This window comes from Burkholderia ubonensis subsp. mesacidophila, assembly GCF_002097715.1.
In the GTDB taxonomy this organism is placed as follows: domain Bacteria; phylum Pseudomonadota; class Gammaproteobacteria; order Burkholderiales; family Burkholderiaceae; genus Burkholderia; species Burkholderia mesacidophila.
The window spans coordinates 2,791,894-2,814,456 of sequence record NZ_CP020737.1 but is presented as its reverse complement, the minus strand read 5'-3'; the positions used below and the strand labels follow the sequence as shown (position 1 = coordinate 2,814,456).

Annotated in this window: 21 protein-coding genes and 1 tRNA gene; 6 read left to right on the top strand and 16 right to left on the bottom strand. The window is 66.7% G+C overall.

Annotated features, from left to right (window positions below; genetic code table 11):
- Positions 1 to 17 precede the first annotated feature (17 nt).
- The 8 genes from B7P44_RS13180 to B7P44_RS13140 all read right to left on the bottom strand — a co-directional run bounded on the left by B7P44_RS13180 (position 18) and on the right by B7P44_RS13140 (position 4,609).
- Positions 18 to 410, bottom strand: coding sequence for a hypothetical protein (locus B7P44_RS13180; RefSeq protein WP_084904817.1), 393 nt, complete (start codon positions 408 to 410; stop codon positions 18 to 20).
- Positions 403 to 630: a hypothetical protein gene (locus B7P44_RS13175; protein WP_084904815.1), complete on the bottom strand. Its 228-nt coding sequence runs from the start codon at positions 628 to 630 to the stop codon at positions 403 to 405. The genes B7P44_RS13180 and B7P44_RS13175 overlap by 8 nt, the downstream gene beginning before the upstream one ends.
- Positions 631 to 1,081: 451 nt before the next feature.
- Entirely contained in the window at positions 1,082 to 1,372 is a 291-nt protein-coding gene (locus B7P44_RS13165) for a helix-turn-helix domain-containing protein (RefSeq protein WP_084904812.1), read from the bottom strand.
- A 4-nt stretch (positions 1,373 to 1,376) separates the two neighbouring features.
- Positions 1,377 to 1,634 carry a helix-turn-helix transcriptional regulator gene (locus B7P44_RS13160; RefSeq protein ID WP_084904810.1) on the bottom strand — a complete coding sequence of 86 codons (258 nt, stop codon included), beginning with the start codon at positions 1,632 to 1,634 and terminating at the stop codon, positions 1,377 to 1,379.
- A 515-nt stretch (positions 1,635 to 2,149) separates the two neighbouring features.
- Positions 2,150 to 2,755 carry a hypothetical protein gene (locus tag B7P44_RS36320; RefSeq protein ID WP_133117956.1) on the bottom strand — a complete coding sequence of 202 codons (606 nt, stop codon included), beginning with the start codon at positions 2,753 to 2,755 and terminating at the stop codon, positions 2,150 to 2,152.
- 79 nt (positions 2,756 to 2,834) lie between these two features.
- A complete protein-coding gene (locus B7P44_RS13150; protein ID WP_084904806.1) occupies positions 2,835 to 4,052 on the bottom strand; it encodes a tyrosine-type recombinase/integrase in 1,218 nt (405 codons plus the stop codon).
- Positions 4,053 to 4,227: 175 nt separating this feature from the next.
- Positions 4,228 to 4,302: transfer RNA gene (locus B7P44_RS13145), tRNA-Arg, on the bottom strand.
- Positions 4,303 to 4,426: 124 nt separating this feature from the next.
- The gene (locus B7P44_RS13140) at positions 4,427 to 4,609 is read right to left on the bottom strand and encodes a rubredoxin (protein WP_045567368.1); all 183 of its coding nucleotides are present in this window, start codon (positions 4,607 to 4,609) and stop codon (positions 4,427 to 4,429) included.
- Between the two features lie 199 nt (positions 4,610 to 4,808).
- On the opposite strand from B7P44_RS13140, the gene B7P44_RS13135 reads away from it, so the two are divergent.
- The 5 genes from B7P44_RS13135 to B7P44_RS13115 all read left to right on the top strand — a co-directional run bounded on the left by B7P44_RS13135 (position 4,809) and on the right by B7P44_RS13115 (position 12,630).
- Positions 4,809 to 5,216: a DUF4399 domain-containing protein gene (locus B7P44_RS13135; RefSeq protein WP_084906656.1), complete on the top strand. Its 408-nt coding sequence runs from the start codon at positions 4,809 to 4,811 to the stop codon at positions 5,214 to 5,216.
- Between the two features lie 197 nt (positions 5,217 to 5,413).
- The gene (locus B7P44_RS13130; RefSeq protein WP_084906654.1) at positions 5,414 to 7,360 is read left to right on the top strand and encodes an ATP-binding cassette domain-containing protein; all 1,947 of its coding nucleotides are present in this window, start codon (positions 5,414 to 5,416) and stop codon (positions 7,358 to 7,360) included.
- Positions 7,361 to 7,609: 249 nt separating this feature from the next.
- A complete protein-coding gene (locus B7P44_RS13125; RefSeq protein ID WP_084904802.1) occupies positions 7,610 to 9,592 on the top strand; it encodes a DNA topoisomerase IV subunit B in 1,983 nt (660 codons plus the stop codon).
- Positions 9,593 to 9,650: 58 nt separating this feature from the next.
- A complete protein-coding gene (gene parC / locus B7P44_RS13120; protein WP_084904800.1) occupies positions 9,651 to 11,972 on the top strand; it encodes a DNA topoisomerase IV subunit A in 2,322 nt (773 codons plus the stop codon).
- A 199-nt stretch (positions 11,973 to 12,171) separates the two neighbouring features.
- Positions 12,172 to 12,630, top strand: a complete 459-nt coding sequence (locus B7P44_RS13115) for a CopD family protein (protein ID WP_010091073.1) — start codon at positions 12,172 to 12,174, stop codon at positions 12,628 to 12,630.
- Between the two features lie 24 nt (positions 12,631 to 12,654).
- On the opposite strand, the gene B7P44_RS13110 is transcribed toward B7P44_RS13115, so the two are convergent.
- On the bottom strand, positions 12,655 to 13,539 hold the full coding sequence (locus B7P44_RS13110; RefSeq protein WP_084904798.1) for a LysR family transcriptional regulator: 885 nt from the start codon (positions 13,537 to 13,539) through the stop codon (positions 12,655 to 12,657).
- Positions 13,540 to 13,651: 112 nt separating this feature from the next.
- Between B7P44_RS13110 and B7P44_RS13105 the strand changes: the two genes are divergently transcribed.
- The gene (locus B7P44_RS13105; protein ID WP_084904795.1) at positions 13,652 to 14,089 is read left to right on the top strand and encodes a multidrug/biocide efflux PACE transporter; all 438 of its coding nucleotides are present in this window, start codon (positions 13,652 to 13,654) and stop codon (positions 14,087 to 14,089) included.
- Between the two features lie 18 nt (positions 14,090 to 14,107).
- On the opposite strand, the gene B7P44_RS13100 is transcribed toward B7P44_RS13105, so the two are convergent.
- The 7 genes from B7P44_RS13100 to B7P44_RS13070 all read right to left on the bottom strand — a co-directional run bounded on the left by B7P44_RS13100 (position 14,108) and on the right by B7P44_RS13070 (position 22,412).
- Positions 14,108 to 15,310 carry a chromate transporter gene (locus B7P44_RS13100; protein WP_084904793.1) on the bottom strand — a complete coding sequence of 401 codons (1,203 nt, stop codon included), beginning with the start codon at positions 15,308 to 15,310 and terminating at the stop codon, positions 14,108 to 14,110.
- A gap of 181 nt (positions 15,311 to 15,491) precedes the next feature.
- Positions 15,492 to 17,831, bottom strand: a complete 2,340-nt coding sequence (locus B7P44_RS13095; protein ID WP_084906652.1) for a bifunctional diguanylate cyclase/phosphodiesterase — start codon at positions 17,829 to 17,831, stop codon at positions 15,492 to 15,494.
- A 220-nt stretch (positions 17,832 to 18,051) separates the two neighbouring features.
- Positions 18,052 to 18,936: a PhzF family phenazine biosynthesis protein gene (locus B7P44_RS13090; protein ID WP_084904791.1), complete on the bottom strand. Its 885-nt coding sequence runs from the start codon at positions 18,934 to 18,936 to the stop codon at positions 18,052 to 18,054.
- Between the two features lie 13 nt (positions 18,937 to 18,949).
- Positions 18,950 to 19,408 (bottom strand): RidA family protein, encoded by a 459-nt coding sequence (locus B7P44_RS13085; RefSeq protein WP_084904788.1) that lies wholly within the window; start codon positions 19,406 to 19,408, stop codon positions 18,950 to 18,952.
- Between the two features lie 41 nt (positions 19,409 to 19,449).
- Positions 19,450 to 20,631 (bottom strand): aminotransferase-like domain-containing protein, encoded by a 1,182-nt coding sequence (locus B7P44_RS13080; protein ID WP_084904786.1) that lies wholly within the window; start codon positions 20,629 to 20,631, stop codon positions 19,450 to 19,452.
- Positions 20,632 to 20,783: 152 nt separating this feature from the next.
- The gene (locus tag B7P44_RS13075) at positions 20,784 to 21,692 is read right to left on the bottom strand and encodes a DMT family transporter (protein WP_084904782.1); all 909 of its coding nucleotides are present in this window, start codon (positions 21,690 to 21,692) and stop codon (positions 20,784 to 20,786) included.
- A 33-nt stretch (positions 21,693 to 21,725) separates the two neighbouring features.
- Positions 21,726 to 22,412 carry a VOC family protein gene (locus tag B7P44_RS13070; RefSeq protein WP_084904779.1) on the bottom strand — a complete coding sequence of 229 codons (687 nt, stop codon included), beginning with the start codon at positions 22,410 to 22,412 and terminating at the stop codon, positions 21,726 to 21,728.
- Positions 22,413 to 22,563: the final 151 nt, after the last annotated feature.

The window sequence follows — 22,563 nt, the reverse complement described above, 5'->3', positions numbered from 1 at the left end:
CTCGGATCGGGTAGCTGTCATTCGCTGCCCTTATCAGATAAGGACTGCTTAGAGGTTGATCGACGACAAAAGGTAGAGGAGGCGCGCACGGCGCGATCGCGCAGTTCGTAGTCGGCTTCGCTCGCGATGAAGGCCATCTGTCCGATTGCATCCACCTGTCGGGCGATACTCCACAGCAACGAAGGAACGCTGCTTTCTTGGAAATTGCCGACACGTCGCCCGCGCTCCTTCCTCAAATCCTCGGCCACAAGGCAGGCAATTCCATCAAGCGTGTCGCGCAAGGCTCCAGCCTCGTCCGGTGCTGTTGCTGACGAGAGAAATTCGAGTTCTTCGGTCGAGGCGGATTTCATGTCGAAGCGACCGTAGAAGAACGACATCAGGCCGGCAGCGTCAGGTTGCCTATCAATCATGGCGCGCCTCCGCTTCGATTGATTCTGCCTTTTCCAGCGCGTCGGTCAGCTTGGTGTTGAGTATCGAGGTGAGCAGGCGAATTGCCTCGATGGACCATTCGTGCTCGCCGGCGTCGTACTTCTCGAAAAGCCATTTGATGCAGTGGGCAGCAGACCCACAGTCAAGCAGGGTGTCGACGATGGCGTGCTTGAGAATGGGTTTCGTAGCGGCGCTATTCATGCCGACGCCTCCGCACGGACGAGGTCTGCCAGGCGGCGTAGTGCGTCGCCGGTTACGTCGAGTGCGTCCTGGTAGGTTGGGGCGAGTGCAGCAGCGCGCAGCGCTGATTGGACGATTTCGAGAAGAAGTTGCGTTTGCTCAGGGCGAGCGGGGGCGATAGCACGCATAGCGGCCTCCAGTGTTGAGTTGGAGCCCGCCTCCCATCGCCAAATGGGGTGGGCGGGCACTGAGCGGGGTTGGCGAACCGGAACACTGGAACCGGCAGACCCGAGGGTCTCCCCACCCAGGCCCGCCCATTGATCGTATGGGCGCGCGAAGGCATACGGACGTAAAAAAACCGCACTGAGGCGGTCGTCCGCCAGTATTTTCAGGTCGCCAAACCCGGCGTCCGTTGTTTCAGACGCATTCATAGTATAGCGCGTTGGCTCGGGTTTACAAGGTCCGCCGCCGATTAGCACGTCACGTCTCCCAGTGACGAGAGAATGTAGACGCCGACGCGGTGAACGACGCCGCTTTCTGTCTGCTCGGCTCGCATGGTGGTCGAGATTTTGTACCCGTGTGAGTGCCGCAGTTCATGGATTCGCGGCCTCGGGTCAAACACGTCGAGGAAGCGCATGGCCTCGAACGTCGTAATGCTGCCCAACTCGCGCATTGCGGCTAGCAGCCGTGCGCGTTGGGTGGCGGCATCATTTCCAGGGAGGCGGGTAAGAATCAGGGCGAGGCATTGCTTTCGTGCGCTCATCGAGTCAGCCCTCCGCGCGATAATTTGCGGGATCTGCAAGCCAGCGGTGGATCTCGCGGTTCGGCCAAGCCGCGCAACGCTCGGAACCAAGTTGTTGACGGCGAGGGAAGCGGCCTTCTTTTTCGCGCTTGCGGACGGTTTCGCGGCTAAATGGAACAAACGAACGCAGGCTATTCCAGCGCGTGAAGCCGTCGGCCGGAAGTGTCTCCGGGCTAGGGAGGTTTGCGCTGTTGAGGTGTGCAGACGCTTTATTGGACGACATCGCGTTTCCTTTGCCCTCTGTGGGCAGTAGTGGTTGCAATGCCTCAATTGAACTCGGTACGGCCGTTGCGTTGTCCGGAGACCATTCGCAAAACCCGATTTCGGGTGCAATTTCAATACTGGTAAGCGTTTGCGGCCAGAAATAGCCGATTGGCCGGACAGGTACGCTACCCGGGCGGTTTGCTTGCTGGGCTTGGCTGCGTGGGAGATTTCTTCTAAAAAAACTGGAACGGTTTTCTACTTTTTTCTACTCATCGCGTCGATTTGTGTATGTTTGCGTTTATTTGCAACTCTTTCGCGAGACGTGACGAGAACGTACGGGCCTCATCGGCACGTGCCAACACGTGTCGGGCCGTGTCAGTACGTATCAATACATGCAAATGCATACCAATGGATGCCGATGGATTGCACCCTGGATGCCCGCTGGTTCCCGTTTCGATGGAGAAAATTCCTTGGCTTAGATGCAAAAAAGCCGTGCAGTGCACGGCTTTGCAGATGGGCGAAGCGTTCAGTTCGTTAAGGAGTTCCGCGTCTTGCGAGGATACTCCGGCGTAGTTGTTTGGCCTCGTCTAAGTATTTTTTGATGGTTTCGTCGTCCAGTGGCACGCCGGCTCGTTCGAGGTCGATACGCATCTCTTTTGCGTGCTTATTCCTCGGTGAGTCTGGGTCCATGCGATATCCGCCGTAAGCGAAACCGATGATCAATTTGAGCATCGCATGTCGTTCCTTTGTGGCGGCGCTCGCGTTGCGCTGGTTGTTGCGTTCGTCTTCTTCTTCAGCAGCTTTGGAGCGGGCTTCCGCTTCAATCTCTCGGGCTTGCCGTTTCTTGATCTCTATGAGCAGCGGTTGCGGAATCTCAATTCCAGCGCTTCTGATAACGTCAATGATATAGAGCGGGTTGCTACCCACTTGCCATGCCGTTGCACCATATCGAGCAGCCCAATCAGCGCGATCAAGGATGGCAGCAATTTTCGCGGCGTGCTCGTATCCTTCTGGTATCTCTTTCGCTCGGAGTGATATTTCTTTGTGTGATCGAGGATCTTTGCCATCGATTAGGAGGGCGGCCTCCTTCTTGTTCCATTTGTCCAGAGACGCCCAATAGTGGTAATCGATACCGGTCAATCGAATTTCTCCAGTTCATAAAGGACAAACGTTGCCGGCAATTGTAGCGTCGGGTGCAAGGTTTTGTGCGAAGGGAGGTTTACGCATCCGAGGCTGCAAAGTGCAATACCTTCGCCCCGGCCTTCAATTCGTCGAGGTAGTCGGCCCAACGCTGCATCATCTTGCGACGGTCTGGCAGGTACTCGGCGTGAACGTAGGCGGCAGTGACCTGGTTGCGTTCCGCGTGTGCCATCTGACGTTCGACGACGTCCCGGCTGTATCCCAGTTCGCGCAGTGCCGTAGCGGCAAGACCGCGAAAGCCGTGTCCGGTCATGCGCGACTTGTAGCCCATCCGATACAGGGCATACAGCATCGTGTTGTTCGAGATATGACTCCTGCCCTGCACGCTGTAGAAGACGAAGCGCTGTTCACCATTGATCTCGCGCAACCGCGCCAATACGTCGAGCGCCTGCTGGGAGAGCGGCACGATATGCGGATCGCGCATCTTCATTCGGTCGGCTGGTACGCGCCATTCGGCGGCATCGACGTTGATCTCTGACCACTCGGCTTGAATCATTTCTTTCGTCCGCACGAACGTCAACGCCATGAACCGAAGCGCGAGCCGCGTGACCAGATCGCCGGAGTATTCGTCAATGTCGCGCATGAGCTGCGGGATCTCGGTCGCCTTCACGCGCGCCATATGCTGAACGCCGGTGCTCTTCTTCAATGCGGTCTCGGCGTCGATGTCAGCCGCCGGATTTCGACTGCAGCGACCGGTCATGATGCCGTACTGGAACACAGCACGCGATCGCTGCAGTACCCGCTTGGCCGTCTCGCGAACGCCACGAGATTCGACAGTACGGATGATCGCCAGCAGCTCGGGAGCATCGATGCTCGCAATAGGGCGGGCGCCGAGTCGAGGAAAAACGTCGACTTCAAGACAGTTGATGACTTTGCCTGCGTACACCTCGGACCATCCGTCGCGCTGAGTCTCAAACCATTCGCGTGCGACGATTTCGAACGAGCTGGCGGCAGCCAGTTGTGCAGCGCGCTTGTCGGCTTTCTTGGCTTCGCCCGGGTCGATGCCTGCGGCAAGCTTTTCGCGCGCGCTATCGCGGCGAGCGCGTGCCTCAGCGAGCGATACCTCCGGATACGTGCCGAGCGCCAGGCTCTTTTCTTTGCCGTCGACGCGGTACTTGAGAACCCATCGCTTGCCGCCGGCCGGCGTTATCAATAGCAGCAGTCCGCCGCCGTCATAAAGCTTCTGTTGTTTCTCAGCGGGCTTGGCTGTGCGGACCTTGAGGTCGGTGAGCGCCATGTACTGGTGCCTCGGGGGTTGTTTGACGGGGGTGTTTTGCGAAGCCCCCAAAACAACCCCAAGACGGGGGTTGTTTCCACTGGTGGTCGCTGGTGGAAGTTTGCAACAAAAAACCCCGCACAGCCAAGCGTGACGGGGTTCTTGTGGCGAAGCTGGTGAAACTTTGGAGGATATTTGGTCCCCCCGACAGGAATCGAACCTGTATCTAGCGCTTAGGAGGCGCTTGTTCTATCCATTGAACTACGGGGAGCCTGCGGATCCGGCGTGTCGCGCGCGGCGCGAACCGGACAGCGGTGTGGACAGCGCGCAGAGTATAGCAAACGTGCGTTCGCGTCGGCACACGGAATCCGTGTGCGCGCGAACGCGTTGCGCGATCAGAAGTCGACGACGACGAAGTCGTCCTTGCCCACGTCGCACAGCGGGCAGCGCCAGTCGGCGGGAATGTCGGCGAAGCGGGTGCCGGGCGCGATGCCCTCGTCGGGCAGCCCTTCCGCCTCGTTATAGACCCACCCGCAAATCAGGCAGACCCAGCTTTGATATTCGGTCACTTCGCTCATGTTGCGCTCACGATATTGAAATCAGGGTGATGCCGTCCGCGGCCCGGCCGGCGGACGAAACGCGCAATGGTACCGGAATTTCGTCGAACGCCGCCGCAACGTCGTTTTAAACGTGCGCATCGCGAACAATGCGACCGGGACACGCGCGCCGTACGTGCGGTGTATGCTTCCCGGGCTGTCCAATCATCAGGAGAAACCGATGCTCAACGAGAAGTGGATCGCAGGTGCAGTGTGCGTGGCGGCGATGGCCGTTGCCACGATCGCGCGGGCCGAGTCGCGCGTGTATTTCGTCGAGCCGGCGGAAGGTGCGACGGTGCGGACCCCCGTGCACGTGAAGTTCGGTCTCGAAGGCGACATGCAGCTCCGGCAGGCCGGCGACATGACGCCGAATACCGGTCACCACCACTTGCTGATCGACGGCCGGCCGATTACGAAGGGCGACGTGATTCCCATGGGCGAACAGTCGCTGCACTACGGCAAGGCCCAGACCGAAACCGACATCCGGTTGCCGCCGGGCCGGCACACGCTGACGCTGCAGTTCGGCGACGGCGTCCACCGGTCGTACGGTCCCGAGCTGAGCCAGACCATCGTCGTCAACGCCCAGTAAGTGGCGCACCCGCGCGGGTGGCCTGGCCGTCCGCGCGAGAGGGCCTGCACCGGCCCTCCGGCACCCGCCGCCATTGCGCGGCGGCCGCCAACCGGCCTGCACGGCCGGTCTTGCGGCATCATCCGTTCGGCCAGACCGGCGGCGGCGTCCGCCACCGGTACAATGAGCGCTTCCGACTTCTCTTCGCCGTCTTCCCCATGTCGCTTTATTCCATTACCGGAGCGCAGCTCGCGTTCGGTCACGTCGCGTTGCTCGATCACGCGGATTTCTCGCTCGAGGCCGGCGAGCGCGTCGGCCTGATCGGCCGCAACGGCGCAGGCAAGTCGTCGCTGCTGAAGATCGTCGCCGATCTCGCGCGCCCCGATGACGGGCTCGTCACGCGCCAGCAGGAGCTCGTGACCGTCTACGTGCCGCAGGAACCCGAATTCGAGCCCGGCGCGACCGTGTTCGACGCGGTCGCGTCGGGGCTGACGCACACGCGCGAGCTGCTCGAAGAATACGACGCGATCGTGCATCGCCTCGCGGAGACCCCCGAAGGCGCCGAGCATGACGCGCTGCTCGCGCGGATGAACGCGCTGCAGTCGTCGCTCGACGCGCACGATGCGTGGAACTGGCGCACGCGCGTGTCGACGACCCTCGCGCAGATCGGCCTCGCGGACGTCGACGCACGCGTCGACGCGCTGTCGGGCGGGATGCAGAAGCGCGTCGCGCTGGCGCGCGCGCTCGTCCTGCAACCGGACGTGCTGCTGCTCGACGAGCCGACCAACCACCTCGACTTCGACGGCATCCGCTGGCTCGAGGAGCTGCTCGTCACGCAGCGCGCGGGCCTCTTGTTCATCACCCACGACCGCGCGTTCCTCGACCGCGTCGCGACCCGCATCGTCGAACTCGACCGTGGCCGCCTGTTGTCGTATCCGGGCAATTTCTCCGCGTACCAGACGCGCAAGGCGCAGCAGCTCGAAGTCGAGCGGGTCGAGAACGAGAAGTTCGACAAGCTGCTCGCGCAGGAAGAAGTGTGGATCCGCAAGGGCGTCGAGGCGCGCCGCACCCGCAGCGTCGGCCGCATCGCGCGGCTCGTGCAGATGCGCAACGATCGCGCGGAGCGCCGCAACGCGCAAGGCAACGTGAAGCTCGACGTGGCGCAGGGCGAGAAGTCCGGCAAGATCGTCGCGGAGCTGACCGACGTGACGAAGCGCTACGGCGGCCGCACGGTCGTCGACCGTTTCTCGTCGACGGTGATGCGCGGCGACAAGATCGGCTTCATCGGCCCGAACGGCGCGGGCAAGACCACGCTGCTCAAGCTGATCCTCGGCGAGCTCAAGCCGGACGAAGGCACGGTGCGCACGGGCACGAACCTGCAGGTCGCGTACTTCGACCAGATGCGCGCGCAGCTCGACCAGGAAAAGAGCCTCGCGGACACGATCAGCCCCGGCAGCGAATGGGTCGAGATCGGCGGCAACCGCAAGCACGTGATGAGCTATCTCGGCGATTTCCTGTTCGCGCCGGAGCGCGCGCGTTCGCCGGTGAAGTCGCTGTCGGGCGGTGAGCGCAACCGGCTGCTGCTCGCACGCCTGTTCGCGCGGCCCGCCAACGTGCTGGTGCTCGACGAACCGACCAACGACCTCGACATCCCCACGCTCGAGCTGCTCGAGGAGCTGCTGGCCGACTACGACGGCACGGTGCTGCTCGTCAGCCACGACCGCGCGTTCCTCGACAACGTCGTGACGTCGGTGATCGCGGTGGAGGGCGAAGGCAAGTGGCGCGAATACGTCGGCGGTTTCACCGATTGGCAGATCCAGAGCGAGCGCGCGCAGCAGCTCGCCCAGCAGGACGCCGCGAAACGGGCCGCGAAGGACGCGGCGCCCGTCAAGGAGGAGCCGGCGAAGAGCGCGGCCGGCCGCAACGCGCAGCGCACCGTGAAGCTGTCGTTCAACGAGCAGCGCGAACTCGAGGCGCTGCCCGAGCGGATCGCGACGCTCGAGGAAGAACAGAAGACGATCGGCGCACAGCTCGAGGACGGCTCGATCTTCGCGAAGGATCCGCAGGAAGGCACGCGCCTGACCGAGCGGTTCGCGGCGATCGACGACGAACTGCTCGCCGCGCTCGAACGCTGGGAAACGCTCGAGGCGAAACGCAAGCCGTGACGCAGGGCGGCCAGTCGCGAGCGCGCGCCACAGGCGCCGCCGCGCTTTTCGTCCGATGGCGCGCCGCGCGGAACCAGTAGAATACGGCCCGTTTCGGGCGCTTGCGGCGTACGCCGCGCGCCCGCTTTCGGAGCAGTCCAAGCACACCGTTGTTTCGATTCGCTTTTTTACGGAACTCAACGTTTTGTCCACGACGTTATCCACACGAGGTGTGGACAACGTCCCGATGAATGACGAACATCAGCGCCTATGTCAACGAAGAAGCCCAGCGCGGCCTATAGCGAAGCATCGATCAAGGTGCTCAAGGGCCTCGAGCCGGTCAAGCAGCGGCCCGGCATGTACACCCGTACCGAGAATCCGCTGCACATCATCCAGGAAGTCATCGACAACGCATCGGACGAGGCGCTCGGCGGCTACGGCAAGCAGATCACGGTGACGCTGCATGCCGACCATTCGGTGTCCGTCGAGGACGACGGCCGCGGCATTCCGTTCGGCCTGCACCCGGAAGAAGGCGTGCCGGTCGTCGAGATCGTGTTCACGCGCCTGCACGCGGGCGGCAAGTTCGACAAGGCCGCGGGCGGCGCGTATACGTTCTCGGGCGGCCTGCACGGCGTCGGCGTGTCGGTGACGAACGCGCTCGCGACGCGCCTCGACGTGACCGTCTGGCGCGACGGCAAGATCGCCGGGCTCGGCTTTGCGGAAGGCGACGTCGTGAAGCCGCTGTCCACGCAGGCCGCGGGCCGCGGCGAGAAGAAGTCCGGCACGCGCGTGCAGGTCTGGCCGAATCCGAAATACTTCGATTCGCCGAACCTGCCGCTCGGCGAGCTGCAGCGCCTGCTGCGCTCGAAGGCCGTGCTGCTGCCGGGCGTCGAGGTCGTGCTCGTCAACGAGAAGTCGGGCGAACGGCAGACCTGGAAGTACGAGGACGGCCTGCGCGGCTACCTGCTCGACGAGATGAACGGCAGCGAGCTGCTGATCCCGCTGTTCGAGGGCGAGCGCTTCGCCGATTCGCGTTCGGGCGACGACACGTTCGCCGAAGGCGAGGGCGCGTCGTGGGTCGTCGCGTGGAGCGAGGAAGGCTCGCTCGTGCGCGAGTCGTACGTGAACCTGATCCCGACGCCGGCCGGCGGCACGCACGAATCCGGCCTGCGCGACGGCCTCTACCAGGCGGTGAAGAGCTTCGTCGAGCTGCACAACCTGCAGCCGAAGGGCGTGAAGCTGCTCGCGGAAGACGTGTTCGCGCGCGTGTCGTTCGTGCTGTCCGCGAAGGTGCTCGATCCGCAGTTCCAAGGCCAGATCAAGGAGCGCCTGAACAGCCGCGACGCGGTGAAGCTCGTGTCGTCGTTCTCGCGCCCCGCGCTCGAGCTGTGGCTGAACCAGCACGTCGAGCACGGCAAGAAGCTCGCCGAGCTGGTGATCAAGCAGGCGCAGGCGCGCACCCGCGCGGGCCAGAAGGTCGAGAAGCGCAAGAGCTCGGGTGTCGCGGTGCTGCCCGGCAAGCTGACCGACTGCGAGACCGAGGACATCACGCGCAACGAGCTGTTCCTCGTCGAGGGCGACTCGGCGGGCGGCTCCGCGAAGATGGGCCGCGACAAGGAATACCAGGCGATCCTGCCGCTGCGCGGCAAGGTGCTGAACACCTGGGAAACCGAGCGCGACCGCCTGTTCGCGAACAACGAGGTGCACGACATCTCGGTCGCGATCGGCGTCGATCCGCACAGCCCGGACGAAAGCGTCGACCTGTCGAACCTGCGCTACGGCAAGATCTGCATCCTGTCGGACGCGGACGTCGACGGCTCGCACATCCAGGTGCTGCTGCTCACGCTGTTCTTCAAGCACTTCCCGCAGCTGATCGAGCGCGGCCACGTGTGCGTCGCGCGTCCGCCGTTGTTCCGCGTCGACGCGCCGGCGCGCGGCAAGAAGGCCGCGCAGAAGCTGTACGCGCTCGACGAAGGCGAGCTCGAAGCGATCCTCGACAAGCTGCGCAAGGACGGCGTGCGCGAGACCCAGTGGAGCATCAGCCGCTTCAAGGGTCTCGGCGAAATGAGCGCCGAGCAGCTGTGGGACACGACGATGAACCCCGACACCCGCCGCCTGATGCCGGTGAAGCTCGGCGAGCTCGACTACGAGTCGACCGTCGCGCGGATGACGATGCTGATGGGCAAGGGCGAGGCGGCCGCACGGCGCGGCTGGCTCGAGGAAAAGGGCAACGAGGTCGAAGCGGATATTTGAGCGCGGCCGGGCGTGACGCCCGGTCCTGACTCGCGCCACCTACGAATACGGATTTCAGATGGACGACAACACTCCCGATCTCTTTACCGGGTCGGACGCGCCCTCGGGCGACGCGCTGACGCTCGGCAACTACGCGGAGCAGGCGTACCTCAGCTACGCGGTCAGCGTGGTGAAGGGCCGCGCGCTGCCGGACGTCTGCGACGGCCAGAAGCCGGTGCAGCGCCGCATCCTGTTTGCGATGAACGAAATGGGCCTCGGCCCCGACGCGAAGCCGGTGAAGTCGGCGCGCGTGGTGGGCGACGTGCTCGGTAAATACCATCCGCACGGCGACCAGTCCGCGTACGACGCGCTCGTGCGTCTCGCGCAGGACTTCTCGCTGCGCTACCCGCTGATCGACGGGCAGGGCAACTTCGGCTCGCGCGACGGCGACGGCGCGGCGGCGATGCGGTACACCGAAGCACGGCTCACGCCGATCTCGAAGCTGCTGCTCGACGAGATCGACCAGGGCACGGTCGACTTCATGCCGAACTACGACGGCTCGTTCGAGGAGCCGAAGCTGCTGCCGGGCCGCCTGCCGTTCGTGCTGCTGAACGGCGCGTCGGGCATCGCGGTCGGTCTCGCGACGGAAATCCCGTCGCACAACCTGCGCGAAGTCGCGGCGGCGGCGGTCACGCTGATCCGCCATCCGCACCTCACGCACGCAGAGCTGATGGGGCTGATTCCCGGGCCGGACTTCCCGGGCGGCGGCCAGATCATCTCGAGCGACACGGAAATCTCGACGGCCTACGAGAGCGGCCGCGGCAGCCTGAAGGTGCGCGCGCGCTGGAAGATCGAGGATCTCGCGCGCGGCCAGTGGCAGCTCGTCGTCACCGAGCTGCCGCCGAGCACGTCGTGCCAGAAGGTGCTCGAGGAAATCGAGGAGCTGACCAACCCGAAGCTGAAGCTCGGCAAGAAGACGCTGACGCCCGAGCAGCTCAACACGAAGAAGACGATGCTCGACCTGCTCGACGCGGTGCGCGACGAGTCGGGCAAGGAGGCGCCGGTGCGGCTCGTGTTCGAGCCGAAGTCGCGCACGATCGACCAGACCGAGTTTGTGAATTCGCTGCTCGCGCACACGAGCCTCGAGTCGAACGCGACGCTGAACCTCGTGATGATCGGCGCCGACGGCCGGCCGGGCCAGAAGGGGCTGCTGACGATCCTCCGCGAGTGGGTGACGTTCCGCCAGCTGACGATGACGCGCCGCTGCCGCCACCGTCTCGGCAAGGTCGACGACCGGATCCACATCCTCGAAGGGCGGATGATCGTCTTCCTCAACATCGACGAGGTGATCCGCATCATCCGCGAGTCGGACGAGCCGAAGGCCGCGCTGATGAGCGCGTTCGGCCTCTCCGAGCGCCAGGCCGAAGACATCCTCGAAATCCGCCTGCGTCAGCTTGCGCGGCTCGAGAAGATCAAGATCGAGAAGGAGCTCGAGTCGCTGCGCGACGAGAAGGCGAAGCTCGAGGAGCTGCTCGCGAACGAAAGCGCGATGAAGCGGCTGATGATCAAGGAGATCGAGGCCGATGCGAAGCAGTACGGCGACGATCGCCGCACGCTGATCCAGCAGGAAAAGCGCGCGACGTTCGAGGCGAAGGTCGTCGACGAGCCGGTGACGGTCGTCGTGTCGCAGAAGGGCTGGGTGCGTGCGCTGAAGGGCCACGGGCTCGATCCGGCCGGCTTCTCGTTCAAGGCCGGCGACAGCCTGTACGCGGCGTTCCAGTGCCGCACGCCGGACCGCCTGATCGCGTGGGGCAGCCGCGGCCGCGTGTATTCGGTCGACGTGTCGGTGCTGCCGGGCGGGCGGGGTGACGGCGTTCCCGTCACGTCGCTGATCGAGCTCGAATCCGGCACCCACCTGATGCATTACTTCGCCGCGCCGGCCGATCAGCAACTGCTGCTCGCGTCGAGCAACGGCTTCGGCTTCCTCGCGAAGGTCGGCGACATGGTGAGCCGCGTGAAGGCCGGCAAGGCGTTCATGACCATCGACGAAGGCGCGGCGCCGCTCGCGCCGATGCCGGTGCTGCCGAACGCGAAGCAGGTCGCGTGCCTGTCGAGCGGCGGCCGGCTGCTGGTGTTCGGCATGGACGAGATGAAGACGCTGTCGGGCGGCGGCCGCGGCGTGATCCTGATGGCGCTCGACGACAAGGAAACGCTCGTGCAGGCGCTCGCGATCGATCCGGCCGGCGTCGTGCTGATCGGCACCGGCCGCGGCGGCAAGGCGATGGACGAGACGCTGTCGTACGCGGCGCTCGCGCCGCACGTCGGCAAGCGCGCGCGCAAGGGCCGCGCGCCGGACACGAAGCTCAAGGTCATCACCGAGATGCGTCCGCTGCTCGGCTGAGCGCGCGTTCCGGCGGCATCACAGGCCGCACGGCCGCTTCGGCGGGCGTGCGGCCTTTTTCATGCGCGGCGCGCGGCACTTGCAAAATATTGTGAAATCTGAGCGCGGGCCTGAACCGCGAGTGGCCGCGCCTGTCGAACGTCGCTCGATGTCGCGCGCGGCTGGTCCGCCGTATTCAACTCATAACAGGATGTTCGCCATGTCCCACGCAATCGCCGTCGCGCTGTTTCTTCACCTGCTGGCCGTCGCCGTGTGGGTGGGCGGGATGGTGTTCGCCAACTTCTGCCTGCGGCCGGCGCTTTCCGACCTGTCGCCGCAGCTGCGGCTGCCGCTGATCGAGGGCGTGTTCGGCCGCTTCTTCAACTGGGTCGCGGGGTCGGTGATCGTGATCCTGCTCACCGGCGGCTTCCTGCTGATGCAGTTCGGCGGCGCGCACGCGACCTGGGCGCTGCACGCGATGGCGGGGCTCGGCGTCGTGATGATGCTGATCTTCGGCCACGTGCGGTTCGCGCTGTTTCCGCGCATCCGCCGAGCGGTGCAGGCGCAGAACTGGCCGGACGGCGCGCGTGCGGTGAACGCGGTGCGCCTGCTCGTCGTCGTCAATATCGTGCTCGGCGTCGTGACGATCGGCGCGGCCGTGCTGTCGCGCGGCTTCTGACGGCGGCCCGCGGCTGCGCGCCGCTCAGTCGGCGAGCATCGCGTCGAGCAGCCACGCGCCGGCGGGGCCGAGCGGCCGGCTGCGCGACCACACCGCATCGACCCGTACCCGACGCGGCCAGCCGCGGGCGCGCAACTCGCGCAGCCGGTCGCGCGCGAAATGCTCGACCATCCAGCGGGGCAGTTCCGCCCATCCGAATCCCAGTACCGCCATCTCCAGCAGCATCAGGTAGCTCGGCGCCGACCAGCGGTGCGTGCCGGCGACGATCCGGCCTTCTTCGCCGCGCTTGTCCGGCATCGCATACGTGTTGAGCCGCAACTCGCGCGCATCGCGCAGCGCGGCATGCGGCACCTCGGCGTCGCCGGACGCCGCGAGCGGGTGCGGGCGCCCGACGAACAGGCCGAACTCCGACTCCTCCGCGATCGTCGCCGCGCCGATGTCGGCGGGGTAGGCCGCGCGCGCGGCCATCAGCCCGAGCTGCGCACGGCCCTGCTGGATCAGGTCCAGCACGTCCTCGTGTTCCGCGATCTGGCATTCGAGCTCCAGCGCGGGGAAGCGCCGTTCGAGCGCGGTCAGCGTCTCCTCGTAGCGCTTCGACTGGTAGGTGTCGGACACCACCAGCGTCAGCCGCGCCTCCTCGCCGCGCGCGAGCCGCGCGGCGGTGCGGTCGATCGCCGCGCCGGCCTCCAGCGCACGCTGCACCTGCGGCAGCAGCGCGCGCCCGGCGTCGGTCAGCGTCGGCGTGCGCGTCGAGCGGTCGAACAGCTGCACGCCGAGATCGATCTCGAGGTTCGCGATCGCCTCCGAGACCGTCGACTGGCGCTTGCCCAGCTTGCGCGCGGCGGCGGTGAAGGAGCCGAGCAGCGCGGCTTCGGTGAACGCGAGCAACGCTTCGGGGGCGTGGCGCATACGGGTGCTCCTGGCATCGTCCTATCGGAAAAACCGATGATAACCAATTGGAATCATCCGGTCATGCCGATCAGAATGGCGGGCATGGATTACACCGGACCCGAGATTTGCAATGAAACACACGAATAAAACAGTGACGGAACGGCTCGTGCATGCGCTGACGTTCGAACTGGTCGCGATCGCGCTGTGCGCGCCGCTCGGCGCGTGGCTGCTGGACATGCCGGTGTCGCACGTCGGCGCGCTGACGGTGATGGTGTCGCTGATCGCGATGGCGTGGAACATGACGTTCAACGCGCTGTTCGACCGGCTCGAGCGGCGCTTCGGCTGGGTGCGCAACGTGGGCCTGCGGATCGCGCACGCGGTCGCATTCGAGCTGGGGCTGGTCGCGATGGTCGTGCCGCTCGCCGCATGGTGGCTGGGCATCGGCCTTGTCGAGGCGCTGCTGCTCGACCTCGGCATCGTGCTGTTCTTCCTGCCTTACACGTTCTGCTTCAACCTCGCGTACGACAGCCTGCGGGCGCGCCGGCTCGCGCGGCGGGTCGCCGCGTGACCCGCACCCGGCCGGCGGTCAGTGCGCGGCCGCCCAGAGCCACGCGCCGCACGCGATCGCGACCGCGGCGTACACCGCGTACACGGGCACCTTGAAGCGCGCGAAGCACAGCGTGGCGAACGCGCCGGTGAGCCAGTAGACGGGGTCGGCCGGTTCGCGGTGCAGGATCTTCACGACGGCGACGACGAGAAACCCGGTCGTCGCCGCGCGCAGCAGCCGCATCCCGTGCTCGAAGCGGGAATGGCGCCTGAGGCGGAACAGGTGGCGCTGCGCGAACACGACGAGGCAGCCGGACGGGATGAACAGGGCGGCGGTCGCGAGGAGCGCGCCGCGCCAGCCGTCGGTCAGGTAGCCGAGAAACGGCACGACGTTCAGGAGCGGCCCCGGCGACACCGGCGACAGCGCGAACGCGAGCGTGAAGTCGTGATCGGAGATGCCGGTCTCGGGCGTGACGAACAGCGCCTTCAGCACCGGCAGCGCGGAAAAGCCGCCGCCGAACAGCGTCATGCCGGCGCCCGCGAGCCGCGGCCACAGCAGCGTCGCCTGGTAGTCGCCGGGAATCGGCAGCGCGAACAGCGCGACGAACGCCGCGAGCACGACGAGCAGCTTGCGGTCGCGCTTCGCCAGCGTGAAGTTGACCCGGTTGTCCTGCGACGGCCCGGTCAGCCAGCCCGCGGCAAACGCGGCGAACAGGATCACGACGAACGATGCGGGGCTGTGCGCGAACGCGAGCAGAAGCGTCGACACCGCCGCGATCCCCTGCTCGAGCCGCGCGCGCACCAGCGTGCGCAACTGCTTGACCCAGGTGACGCCGATCAGCGCGGCGAGCACCATGCTGAAGTGGTTGAGCATCACGGGCGCGGCGAGCGTGCGCACGAGCGGCGTGCGGTAGAAGACCGCGAACAGCGTCATCATCACGAAGAACGGCAGCACGCTCGCGAAACCGGCGATCCATGCGCCGACGCGGCCGTGCAGCGTCTGGCCGACCTGGATCGCGACGTTGCAGCCGACCGGGCCGGGCATGAGCCAGGCCAGCGACACGATGTCGCCGAACGCGGGCGGCTCGATGCGCTGCAGGCGTTCGACGTAGCGGCGCTCGAGCTGTGCCATCATCGCGAGCCCGCCCCAGGACACGGCGGAAATACCCATGACGACCTTGAAAAAGGCCCACAGGGATTCCTGCTCCACGTGCTGGGCGGCTTCGACTTCGACGCTCATCATGGCTGGTGTAGAGGCGCGGGCCCGTCGTTACTCTCGCGAACGGGCCCTGAATATAGGACGTGTGGCCATGGTCGTAACTGCCACTGGCATTGTCTGACCTGAGGCGCGCGGCGGCCATGCGCGAAAACGCTAGGTAAACAAGCGAGCCGGACAACGAAACAACGCGCGTCCGGGCGGCTGTTCAGGCGCCGGTGCTGCCCGTCGCGCGATGCGGGACGACTTTCGCGCGGTCGCCGCGCACGCCGTAGCGGGCGAGCAGCGCGGGAATCGCGTCGGCCGGCACCGGACGCGAGAACAGGAACCCCTGCGCTTCGATCTCGCCGAGCGCCGACAGCCACGCCACTTGCTCCTCGGTCTCCGTGCCTTCGACGACGACCGTCAGGCCGAGCGAGCGCGCGAGATGCACGATCGACGACACCATCACGCACACGCTGCGGTCGTTCGGGATCGCCTGCACGAACGAGCGGTCGACCTTCAGCGTGTCGACCGAAAAACGGTGCAGGTACGACAGCGACGAATAGCCGGTGCCGAAATCGTCGAGCGCGATGCGGATGCCGAGCTTCTTGAGCGCGACGATCTTTTCCGAGACGAGCTCCGGATATTCCATCATCGCGGTCTCGGTGATCTCGAGTTCGAGGCGGCCGGCCGCGATGCCGGTCTCCCGCAGCGTGCGCGAGATCGTCTCGATCAGGTCGCCGCGCCAGAACTGCACCGGCGAAATGTTGACGGCGAGCGTCAGCGTGTCGTGCCCCTCGTCGCGCCAGCGCGCGATCTGCTCGCACGCGGTGCGGATCACGAAGTCGCCGATCGGCACGATGAGGCCCGTCGATTCGGCAATCGAGATGAATTCGTTCGCGGAGATGATCCCGTGTTCCGGATGGTCCCAGCGCGCGAGCGCCTCGAAACCGGTGATGTGGCGGTGGGTGAGGTCGATCTTCGGCTGGTACGCGAGGAACAGCTGCCCTTCGGCGAGCGCGACGCGCAACTGCTGTTCCCAGCGCATCAGGTGATCGGCGCGGTGCGACAGGTGCGGCGCGTAGAACTGGTAGCAGTTCTTGCCCGCGTCCTTCGCGCTGTACATCGCGAGGTCGGCCTTCTTCAGCAGGTCGATCTCGCTCTCGTTCGCGACCGTGTGCAGCGCGATGCCGATGCTCGCGTGCAGCACGAACGAGCTGCCGCGCACGTCGAACGGTTCGCCGAACATCCGGATGATCGCCTCGGCGAGCCGCACCGCGCGCCGCTCGACGTCGTCGCCCTTCATCACGACGACGAACTCGTCGCCGCCGATGCGCGACAGCGCGCCTTCGTCGCCGACGGCGTCGGCAAGGCGCGACGCCGTCATCTGCAGCACGATGTCGCCGGCGTTGTGGCCGAGCGTATCGTTGACCGTCTTGAAATTGTCGAGGTCGATGAACAGCAGGCCGAGCCGCGACAGGCTCGACGGCATCGACACGTCGTTGCGCAGCCCGCGCAGCGTCGCGTAGCGGTTCGCGAGGCCGGTGAGCAGGTCGTATTCGGCGAGCTGGGTCATCTCGCGCTCGCGGCCGAGCAGCTTGCCGATGAGCCCCGTCGCGACGCCGAAGAACGCGAGCATCGCGAGCGTGATGAAGCTCGTCATCAGCAGGTAGACGTTGCGCGTGTGGTTGTAGTCGGCGAATTCCTCGGCCTGCGACAGGCCGACCATCACCGCGAGCGGATAGCCGTCGAGATGGCGGTACGACACGATGCGCGTCACGCTGTCGATCGGATCGACGATCGTGCCCGAGACCCGCTCGGCGAGCGGGTACACGCCCGATGCCGAGAACGCGCCCGGCGCGTTGTTGAGCAGGCCGGTGCGGCGCGCGAGCACGGCTCCGGTGTCGGAGACCACCGCGATCACGCCTTCCTTGCCGATCGCCGCGTTGTTGTAGAAATCGTTCGTGAAGTAGCTCGGATCCTCGGACACGACCACCACGCCCGCGAAACTGCCGTCGGGATTGTTCAGGCGGCGCGTCATCTGCAGCGTCCAGTGGCTCGACACGCGCCCGAGCACGGGCTTGCTGATGTAAAGCTGGTCGTCGTTGCGCTTCACGTGCACCTTGAAGTGCTCGCGGTCGGACAGGTCGATCGGCTGCGGATGGCGTTCGGAGGTGTTCGCGAACAGGATGCCCTTCGCGTTGACGAGCGAGACCTGGATCAGCGTGTCGCTCGGCACGACGCCTTTCTCGACGGCGCTCGCGAGATTGAAGTTCGCGGGCGACTTCTCGAATTCGAACTTGACGAAGCGGGTGATCTGGTCGACCTGGTGGATCGCCTTGACGGTGTGCTGCTCGAGCGCGGACGACAGGATTGCCGCGGAAGCCGCCGCTTCCTTGTACGCGCTGTCCTTTTCGACGGACATCCGCGCGATGATGACCGCCCACAGCAGCGCAAGTGCGAGCATCCCGAGCAGCGGGATCGCGAACAGCGCCCGCCGGCGCGACTTGCGCGGCGCGCGCAGCGGTCGGGTCGACGGCGTATGGGATGACCGGGCGGAGCTCATCAAAAAGGGGCGGCGTCCTGGCGCGCGTGCGCCATCCCGAAGGATGGCTGAATATGGGGTCGCGTCAGCGGTTGTTCACCTGCGGAAAAACGCATCTGTGGACAGACCCTCAAGCGACGGATTAGGCCCGATATTACTGGCTGGATCGTTTTTGCGATAGCTGGACAAGCATAGCGCCGGGAGTCGCGGCGCGCATGGCGCGCCGCGAAATATCCGATGATCAGACGGAAGGCCGGAAACTGCCGTCGACGATCGTGACGGCGTTGCCGCCGATCCACGTCGTGCCGCCGTCGTCGTAGGCGACGGAAATGCGCCCGTCGCGGCCGATGGCCGTGCCCTGGCGGGCGGTGTACGACGGTCCGGGGCGGCGCTGCTGGCGGGTCAGCACGCCGGCCAGCGCGGCGTTCGCGCTGCCGGTGACGGGATCCTCGCCGGTGCCGAAGACGCCGCCCGTCATCAGGCAGCGGATCTCGAACGTCGCGGGGCCGCCCGGCGGATGCGGCGCGTAGGCCGCGACGCCGTGCGTGCCGTAGCGATGCGTGAGCGCGTCGAGCGCCGCCGCGTCCGGCGCCAGGCCGAGGCAGGCCTCGGCCGACTTCATCCGCACGACGAGCCACGGCGCGCCGTTGTCGACCGCGCACGGCTCGGCGTCCAGATCGACGTCCGGGCTGCGCAGGGCCGCCTCGAGCGCCGGGTAGTCCGCGCGCTCGAGCGGCGTGACCCGCGCGGGCGGCGCCGCGAACGCCCAGCCGTCGCCCTGCTGGCGCAGCGCGACCTGGCCGACGCCGCATTGCTGGATCAGCCGGCCCGGCGTGCGCGGCACGGCGCCGCTTTCGAGAAACGCGTGCGCGGTGCCGAGCGTCGGGTGGCCGGCGAACGGCAGCTCGCCGCCGGGCGTGAAGATCCGCACGCGGTAGTCGGCGTCCCGGTCCGTCGGGGTGCAGAGGAACGTCGTCTCCGACAGGTTGGTCCAGCGGGCGATCGCAAGCATGTCGTCGTCGCCGAGCGAATCGGCGTCGAACACCACGGCGAGCGGGTTGCCCTTGAACGGCACCGACGTGAAGACGTCGACCTGCTTGAAGCGGACGAGGCGGTGGCCGGGCATCGTGGGGCTCGCGTTACGCGACTTCGGCGATCATCTCGATCTCGACGCACGCGCCGAGCGGGATCTGCGCGACGCCGAACGCCGAACGCGCGTGCTTGCCCGCGTCGCCGAACACGTCGGCGATCAGCTCGGACGCGCCGTTCGTCACGAGGTGCTGCTCGGTGAAGTCGAGCGTCGAGTTGACGAGGCTCATCAGCTTGACGATGCGCGTGACCTTGTTCAGGTCGCCGGTGTGCGCGTGCAGCGTCGCGAGCAGGTCGATCGCGATCGACCGCGCGGCCGCCTTGCCGTCCTCGGTCGTGAGGTCGGCGCCGAGCTTGCCGGCCCAGACCTTGCCGTCCTTCTTCGCGATGTGGCCGGACAGGTAGACCGTGTTGCCGCTTTGCGCGCTCATCACGTAGGCGGCGGCCGGGGCGCCGGCGGTCGGGAGCTCGATTCCGAGCGACTTCAGTTTGTCGTAGACGTTTGCCATCTGTTCGATTCCTCGTTGCGGGTCGTGAAAGGAAAGGGGGATCAGAGACGCTCGCGCAGCAGCTTGCCGAGCCGCGCGACGCCTTCCTCGATCTTCTCGGGCGGCACCGTGACGAACGACAGGCGCAGCGTGTTCAGTTGCGCGTCGTCCGCGAAGAACGGCGCGCCGGGCACGAACGCGACGTGGTCGGCCACGGCCGCGTCGAGCAGCTTCATGCTGTCGATCTGCTGCGGCAGCTTCACCCAGATGAACATCCCGCCTTCCGGGCGGTTCCACGTCACGCCTTCGGGCATGTGGCGCGCGAGCGCGCCGAGCATCGCTTCGCATTGCGCGCCGTACAGCTGGCGGATCGTCGGGATGTGTTCGTCGAGGAAGCCGTCCTTGATCACTTCGTGCGCGATGCGCTGCGTGAGCGTCGGCGTGTGCAGGTCGGTGGCCTGCTTCGCCTGCACGAGCTTGTAGTGGAGTTCCTCGGGGGCGATGATGTAGCCGATCCGCAGGCCCGGCGCGAGCACCTTCGAGAACGTGCCGAGGTGCACGATGTGGTCGGGCGCCATCGACAGCATCGTCGGCAGCGGCTCGCCCTGGTAGTTGAGCGCGCCGTACGGATCGTCCTCCAGCACCGGGAACGGGCTCGTCTGCGCGAACGCGGCGAGCGCGCGGCGGCGCTCGACGGGCAGGCGGCGGCCGGTCGGGTTCTGGAAGTTCGGCTGCGCGTACAGGAGGCGCGCGCCTTGCGTCAGGTCGGGCGTGAGGCCTTCGGGCAGCAGGCCCTGCTCGTCGGTCGGCACCTGCACGTAGCGCGGCTCGTACAGCGAGAACGACTGCAGCGCGCCGAGGTAGGTCGGGGTTTCGACGAGGACCGGGCTGCCCGGGTCGACGAGCGCCTTGCCGAGCAGGTCGAGCGCCTGCTGCGAGCCGGTCGTGATCAGCACCTGCGACACGCGCACGCTGTAGCGTTCGGCGATCCACTCGCGCAGCGGCAGGTAGCCTTCGGTCGCGCTGTACTGCAGCGCCGCGGCCGGCGCATCGCGCAGCACGCGGTCGGCGGCGGCGCGCATGCGCTCGGCCGGGAACGTGGCGGGGGCGGGCAGGCCGCCGGCGAACGAGATGACTTCGGGGCGCTCCGTGACCTTCAGGATCTCGCGGATCGCAGAGCTCGTCAGCTTGCGGGCGCGTTCGGAAAGCTGCCAGTGCGGCGGGTGCAGGTCGCTCGGATTCATATGTCTCCTCGTTCGGATATCAGGGTCAGTCATGATGGTCGGCCGGGCCGGTCGGTGCGACGAAGCCGGGTAGGCTGGGTCGACGGCGATCGGTCTGGCGCGGCCGGGTGGGCAAAACCGGTCAGGCAAAACGGCCATTATGGCGCACCAATTCAGACAGCGCGAGCGGGTTGCGGCGCGGCGGCCACCGCGGCCCGCCGGCCGAGCATCACGGTCGCGATCACGGCCGCCGCGAACAGCCACGTCGACGGCGCGACGGTCTCGCCGAACAGCAGCGCCGAAAACGCGATCGTGAAGAAGATCTGCAGCAGCTGCACCTGGCCGACGCGCGCGGTGCCGCCCATCGCGAGGCCCGCGTACCACGCGAAGAAGCCGATGAACTGCGAGAACAGCGTCACGTAGCCGAACGCGAGCCACGTGCGCGGCGCGAGCGGGCCCGGGTGCGCGGCGTGCTGCATCCATGCGAGCCAGCCGACCGGCAGCACCAGGAACGGCGCGGACACGACGAGCGCCCAGCAGATCACCTGCCAGCCGCCGATCTGGCGCGCGAGGCGCGCGCCTTCCGCATAGCCGAGCGCGCCGATGCCGACCGCGGCGAGCATCAGCGCGTCGCCCGCCTGCAGCGTGCCGCCGCCGTCGCGCAGCGCGAACGCGATCACGAGCGCGCTGCCCGTCACCGCGCTGATCCAGAACCCCTTCGACGGCCGTTCGTGCGACAGCCAGGCCGCGTACAGCGCGACCAGCAGCGACTGCAGCCCGTTGACGACCGCGCCGTGCGACGCGGGCACCGTCTTCATCGCCCACGCGGAGAACACCGGATACCCGACGATCACGCCGGACGACACGATCGCGAGGCTTTTCAGCTGCGCGCGCGTCGGCAGCGGCTCGCGCCGCCACCACAGCAGCAGGCCGGCCGGCACCGCGGCGGCGAGCGCGCGGCCGAGCCCGTTGAGGAGCGGATGCAGTTCGGCGACGACGATGCGCGTCATCGGCAGCGTCAGGCTGAAGATCATCACGCCGATGAGGCCGAGCAGCATGCCCCGGGTTTCGCGCGAATTCATGTCGAGGGTGTCTCCGTATGTCGTGTGAACGGCTCAGCGCAGCGTGCGCGTGCCTTGGCGGGTGTCGAACTCGGCGACGAGCGCGGGCGCGCCTTCGCCGGTTTCGAGGTCGAGCAGGTGGGCGGCGCCGAGCCAGTCGAGCTGTTCGCGCACCGTGTCCGCGTGCGGATGGACGCCCTTGAGCGCCGTCAGCGCGACGCCGTCCTGCGGCAGCGCGTCGGACGGATGGCGCGGGCTGTCCCACTGGATCAGCGACGGCACGAGGCCGTCGCCGGCGCCCTGCCACGCGGGGAACGCGCCGTCGTCGGGCACCGTCAGGCCCCAGCTCAGGTCGCCGCGCCGCATCGCGACGACGGGCGGGATGCGGGCCGGGTACTGGCGCTGCCACAGCGCGAGCCGGCGCGGCCGGTCGACCCGCGCGACCCAGTGCGCGAGGAACGGGCCGCGCGCGAGCCGCGCCTGCAGCGCCGGATCGTCGAGCGCGAACAGGCGCGCGCGCGGCGGCGCGCCGGCGTCGGCCGGCGCGTCGGGATCGATCGCGATCACTTCCAGGTAGAGGCCGCCCCAGACGCCGAACAGCGCGTTGTGGGTGCGCATCAGCGGATGCCGGCCGCCGCCGGCCGGTTCGATGCCGAGCGCGTCGGCGACGTGGCGCACGCCTTCGTCGAGCGTGCGCGCGGCGACGACCAGATGGTCGAGGGTCAGGGGATGGGCTGCCATGAAGTTCGGAAAAGCAGGTCGGAAAGCCAAAGTGTCGCGGTGGAAGGGCGCTGCGCCGGCCGGCGCGTCAAGTTTGCGCGGCGCCGGCGGGCGGCCCTGTCCGGCAGGCGGCGCCGCCGGAAGCGGCGGCCGCGCGCCGCATGGTCCGACC